This window comes from Embleya sp. NPDC059213 (assembly GCF_042754445.1).
Lineage (GTDB): Bacteria > Actinomycetota > Actinomycetes > Streptomycetales > Streptomycetaceae > Embleya.
In genome coordinates, this window is the sequence record NZ_JBHZAV010000340.1 from 1 (window position 1) to 5,208 (window position 5,208).

The following is a 5,208-nucleotide window of genomic DNA, read 5'->3' on the forward strand; positions in this document are numbered from 1 at the left end:
ACTCAGCCCCGCCGGCGTTTGAGGCGAACCAGCCCGGCCGGCGCATGAGGCGAACCAGCCCGGCCGGCGCTTGAGGCCACCCAGCCCCGCCGGCGCTTGAGGCGAACCAGCCCGGCCGGCGCATGAGGCCAAGGCACCCCGCCCGGCGCCTGAGGGCAACCCCGCCCCCGGGCCCCCAGCGTTCGCCCCCCGACCCAACGGGCAGTATGCGAGCATGTCGATCGAGTCCGTGTGCGGCCCATGGGGCACCGCCTCCATGCCCACCCCCAAGCAACGCGCACGCGCCCTCACCGCCTGGGACGCCTTCCGCGACCTGGCCGCCCAGGTCGACCCGGACGCCCCCTCCCGCCTCCCCGGCTGGAACGCCCGCGCCGTGATCACCCACCTCGCCTCCTGGCCGGAGGCCCCCCTGCTGGCCCGCCTGCTCGCAGAGGCAAGCGGTCGACGCTCCCCCGACACCGCCCCGATGCACCAGGACGACGTCAACGCCCGCCTGGTCGACACCCATCGCGACGCCACGACCGAGGAACTGCTCGCCGCCCTCGACGACGGCCGCACCCGACTCGCGGCGGCATTCGACGCGACCGCCCAGGACCCGACCCTGGCCCTGGCCCGTACCGGTTCCCAGGTAGGCCCCGTCCCGCTCCTCACCCAGCTCGGCGCGATCGCCTACGAACTGGCCGTACACGCACTCGACCTGGCCCCCTGCGGCGCCGACGAACCGCCCCCCGCGCTCCTCGACGCCGGCGTCCTGGCCCTGGCCGACATCACCGGCGCCCTCGCCGCCCGCCACGGCGTCCGAGCCCGCACCGGCCTGGCCGTACCCGGCGGCGGCTGGGGCTTCGCCGCCCCCGGCGCCGACGGCACCGGCTGGGAGGTCTTCCCCCTGCCCCCCGGCCGCCCCACCCTCCCCGCCGTCGAGGCCCGCTCCGCCGCCCTGCTCCTGGACGCCTCCGCAGGCCGCCGCGCCGTCCCGGGCCTGCTCGCCCGACGCGACCTCAAGCCGCACAACCTGCCCGGCCTGCTCGCCCTGGCCCCGCTCCTGGACCACGTCCCCGGCCTCCCGGGCGGCCCCGCGCTGCGCCTGACCGCAACCGCCCTGGGCAGCGTCGGCCGAATGACCGCCCTCCTGCCCACCCTCCCCCGCTTCCGCCCCTGAACGCCGCCGAACACCCGGAGCGTCCGGAACGCCCCCGCCCCGCCGGCACCGCCCCGACAACCACCGCACCGAAACAGCAAAACCCCGACCAGTGACCAAAGTCACCGCCCGGGGCCTCACACTCGCTGCTCACCAACCGCAGCCGTACAGCTCGTCTGCTTACCGCAGTGGCATCGGTTTACTTCTTGCCGCTGCGCACCGCCTTGGGCGACACCAGACGGGTCGCCGACCAGTCCTTGACGGCGCCGAAGCTCGTCGTGCGGGCCAAGCCCGCCGTCGGCGCGGCCTCACCGATGTCCGAGGGTTCTACATATCCGTCCCGGCCGGTCTTCGGGGTCAGCAGCCAGATATGGCCGCCATCCGTGAGCGTGGCGAGGGCATCCACGAGGGTGTCGACGAGATCGCCGTCATCGTCGCGGAACCACAACAGAACGACGTCGGCAACGTCTTCCTCGTAGTCCTCATCGACGAGTTCGTTGCCGGTGAGTTCCGCGATCTCCTCGCGCAACTCCTCGTCCACGTCGTCGTCGTAACCGAGCTCCTGGACCACCTGTCCGGGCTGGAACCCAAGTCGAGCAGCCGAGTTGGCCCGCTCTTCCGCGTGGTCCGCGGTCGCGCTCACGAATCAACCTCCCTTGTCCGGCCCCACAACGCTTCGGGGCTCACGCGCGTAAGTCCACACGCGCCAGGCTGTTCGCGCAAGTACCCAGGTCACGTACTTGCGCAAACGCCACACCACGCCCTGTGCGGAAGCTACCCCGACCGGGTGTGGATCACGCAACGTATTCGAGGGTCCAGCCTGACAGAAGAAAACCCACCGGGTCCGCCGGGGCCGTCCGGCGGTCGGATCCACCCCGCCCACGTGGAGCCGGTCGCCGCGATTGGTGCCCGCATCGGCTCCGACCTCGCGGCCGAAGGGGTGCGAAAGCCCTCACACCCTCCCAGGGGAACTACGCCAGTGCGCTGTCCGTATGACAGTCGGCGTAAGGTCTTGGAGGTTCACGGTTGCATCACCCCGCAATCGCGAACCGCCGCGAGGAGCGTCCGGTGACAGCCGGACGATCAGGGCAGCTCCGCTCCTTTCGCGGTAGCCGAACACGGATCGGGCTCGGTACATGAGATGCAGGCGGGCACCCCGCCGGTCCATTACCGGTCGGTAGAGATGACGGATCCAACGTCCGGGTACCACGATGGGGACGGCGCGACACCGCTCAGGGTGGTCGACCCCGCTCTCGCGCGGGGAGGGTCCCCATCTACCGATAAGGCGAAGGAACAGCGTGGCTTCCGGACGAGAGCGCTTCTCGATCATCAGCGACGGCCTCCCGAGCCAGCTCCCCGACATCGATCCGAACGAGACCGGGGAATGGCTGGAGTCGCTGGACGCAGTCATCAACGAGCAGGGCCGCCAGCGAGCCCGCTACATCATGCTCAAGCTGCTCGAACGGGCCCGTGAACGACAGGTCGGCGTGCCGGCTCTGCGCAGCACGGACTACATCAACACGATTGCCCCGGAGAGCGAGCCCTGGTTCCCCGGCGACGAGAACATCGAGCGGCGCATCCGTGCGTTCGTGCGGTGGAACGCCGCGATCATGGTGTCGCGGGCGAACCGCCCGGGGCTGGGGGTCGGCGGTCACATCGCCACCTACGCGTCGTCGGCGAGCCTGTACGAGGTCGGCTTCAACCACTTCTTCCGCGGCAAGGACCACGGGGAATCGGGCGACCAGATCTACTTCCAGGGACACGCGTCCCCGGGCATCTACGCACGTGCCTTCCTGGAGGGACGCCTCAGCGAGGCACAGCTCGACGGGTTCCGCCAGGAGAAGTCGGCCGCCCCGAACGGGCTGCCCAGCTACCCGCACCCGCGGATGATGCCGGACTTCTGGGAGTTCCCGACCGTCTCGATGGGCCTGGGCCCGCTCGGGGCGATCTACCAGGCCCGGTTCAACCGGTACCTGCACAACCGCAACATCAAGGACACCTCGCGCAGCCACGTGTGGGCCTTCCTCGGCGACGGCGAGATGGACGAGCCCGAGTCGCTCGGCAACATCGGCCTGGCCGCCCGTGAGGAGCTGGACAACCTCACCTTCGTGATCAACTGCAACCTGCAGCGGCTCGACGGTCCGGTGCGCGGCAACGGCAAGATCATTCAGGAGCTGGAGTCGTACTTCCGCGGCGCCGGCTGGAACGTGATCAAGGTCGTCTGGGGTCGCGACTGGGACCCGCTGCTGGCCCAGGACACCGACGGCGCGCTCGTGAACAAGATGAACACGACGCCCGACGGCCAGTTCCAGACCTACGCGGTGGAGTCCGGCGCGTACGTGCGCGAGCACTTCTTCGGCGACGACGCGCGGCTGCGCCGGATGGTGCAGGATCTGTCCGACGAGGACATCCAAAAGCTCGGTCGCGGCGGGCACGACTACCGCAAGGTCTACGCGGCCTTCAAGTCGGCACGTGAGCACGTCGGCCAGCCGACGGTGATCCTGGCGCAGACGGTGAAGGGGTGGACGCTCGGCCCGAACTTCGAGTCGCGCAACGCCACGCACCAGATGAAGAAGCTCACCAAGTCGGACCTGAAGGCGTTCCGCGACCGGCTCTACCTGCCGATCTCGGACGAGCAGCTCGAAGGCGACGTCCCCCCGTACTTCCACCCCGGTGAGAAGTCCGAGGAGATGGAGTACATGCGCGAGCGGCGCGCCGCGCTCGGTGGTTCGCTGCCGCAGCGGTTGGACCGGTCCAAGGCGCTCAAGCTGCCCGGCGACCCGGTCTACAGCGTGCTGAAGAAGGGCTCGAAGCAGCCGGTCGCCACGACGCAGGCGTTCGTGCGGCTGCTCAAGGACCTGATGCGCGACTCCGAGATCGGCAAGCGGTTCGTGCCGATCGCTCCGGACGAGTACCGCACGTTCGGCATGGACGCGATGTTCCCGACCGCGAAGGTCTACAACCCGCACGGGCAGACCTACGACTCGGTCGACCGTGAGCTGCTCCTGTCCTACAAGGAGTCGGCGCAGGGTCAGATGTTGCACGACGGCATCTCCGAGGCCGGTTGTGTGGCGTCGCTGATCGCGGCGGGCTCGACGTACTCGACGCACGGCGAGCAGATGATCCCCGTGTACGTCTTCTACTCGATGTTCGGGTTCCAGCGCACCGGCGACCAGTTCTGGCAGATGGCCGACCAGCTCAGCCGCGGCTTCGTGCTCGGCGCCACGGCCGGTCGCACCACGCTGACCGGCGAGGGCACCCAGCACGCGGACGGGCACTCGCAGCTCCTGGCCTCGACCAACCCGGCCTGTGTGGCGTACGACCCGGCCTTCTCGTACGAGATCGCGCACATCGTCAAGGACGGTCTGCGGCGGATGTACGGCGAGAACGCCGAGGACATCTTCTACTACATGACGGTCTACAACGAGCCCATCGCGCAGCCGGCGGAGCCCGCGAACGTCGACGTGGACGGCATCCTCAAGGGTCTGTACCTCTACCAGGACGGTCCCGCCAAGGAGGGCGCGCTGCGTGCCCAGATCCTCGCCTCCGGTGTCGGTATGCCGTGGGCGTTGGAAGCGCAGAAGTTGCTCGCCGAGGACTGGAACGTGGTCGCCGACGTGTGGTCGGCCACGTCCTGGAACGAGCTGCGGCGCGACGCGGTCGCGGCGGAGGAGCACAACCTGCTCCACCCCGAGGCCGAGCCGCACATCCCGTACGTGACCCGAGTACTCGACGGCCGGCCCGGCCCGGTGGTGGCGGTCAGCGACTGGATGCGGGCCGTCCCGGACCAGATCTCGCGTTGGGTCCCGGCCGACTTCGCGTCGCTGGGCACCGACGGCTTCGGCTTCGCGGACACCCGCGGTGCGGCGCGGCGCTTCTTCCACGTGGACACCGAGTCCGTCGTGGTGGGCGTGCTGTCCGAGCTCGCCCGGCGCGGCGAGATCGAGCCCGGGATCGTCACGAAGGCGATCGAGAAGTACGAACTCCTGGACGTCAAGGCGGCCGGAGTGGGCACGGTCGGCGGCGACGCCTGACCGGCGAATGACCCGGCCGTGGCCCCGATCCGTTCG

The 5,208-nt window shown here is 69.9% G+C and carries 3 protein-coding genes; 2 read left to right on the forward strand and 1 reads right to left on the reverse strand.

The genetic code is table 11. The features are described from left to right. Window positions 1-214: 214 nt before the first annotated feature. Window positions 215-1,159, forward strand: coding sequence for a maleylpyruvate isomerase N-terminal domain-containing protein (locus ACFXMF_RS46635; protein ID WP_360310547.1), 945 nt, complete (start codon window positions 215-217; stop codon window positions 1,157-1,159). 178 nt (window positions 1,160-1,337) lie between these two features. Here the strand turns inward: ACFXMF_RS46635 and ACFXMF_RS46640 are convergent, their stop codons facing one another. Continuing rightward, window positions 1,338-1,781 (reverse strand): DUF3052 domain-containing protein, encoded by a 444-nt coding sequence (locus tag ACFXMF_RS46640; RefSeq protein WP_360310549.1) that lies wholly within the window; start codon window positions 1,779-1,781, stop codon window positions 1,338-1,340. Between the two features lie 655 nt (window positions 1,782-2,436). Between ACFXMF_RS46640 and aceE the strand changes: the two genes are divergently transcribed. Next, a complete protein-coding gene (gene aceE / locus ACFXMF_RS46645; protein WP_379992375.1) occupies window positions 2,437-5,172 on the forward strand; it encodes a pyruvate dehydrogenase (acetyl-transferring), homodimeric type in 2,736 nt (911 codons plus the stop codon). Window positions 5,173-5,208: the final 36 nt, after the last annotated feature.

Bases quoted from the DNA above. Each gene is read 5' to 3' on its own strand.
- ACFXMF_RS46635 (WP_360310547.1), top strand. From the start codon at position 215: ATGTCGATCGAGTCCGTGTGCGGCCCATGGGGCACCGCCTCCATGCCC.